General features: G+C 58.8%; 1 protein-coding gene. It reads right to left on the bottom strand.

Annotated features, from left to right (window positions below):
• Window positions 1-311, bottom strand: a 311-nt coding sequence (gene trhA, locus AC0L20_RS40545; protein WP_473295753.1) for a PAQR family membrane homeostasis protein TrhA, incomplete at both ends; no start/stop codon positions are given.

The following is a 311-nucleotide window of genomic DNA, read 5'->3' on the forward strand; positions in this document are numbered from 1 at the left end:
GCTTGACCGCCACCAGCACGATCCAGCCCATCACCGCATAGATCACGATGGACAGGATGCGCGCCTCCGAGCGTGGCTTGATCTCCTGCAAAATGCCGATCACCGCCAGGCCCCACACAATCCCGAACAGCGTCCAGCCCCACGGCCCGCGCAGTGTCACCAGGCAAAACGGTGTGTAGCTGCCGGCGATCAGCAGGTAGATCGAAAAATGATCGACCTTTTGCATGATCTCTTTTCGCCGCCCTCGCACGCTGTGATACACCGTCGAAGCGCTGTACAACACGATCAGCGTAAAGCCATAAATCGCCACG

It is taken from the genome of Bradyrhizobium sp. Kon58 (genome assembly GCF_055807455.1).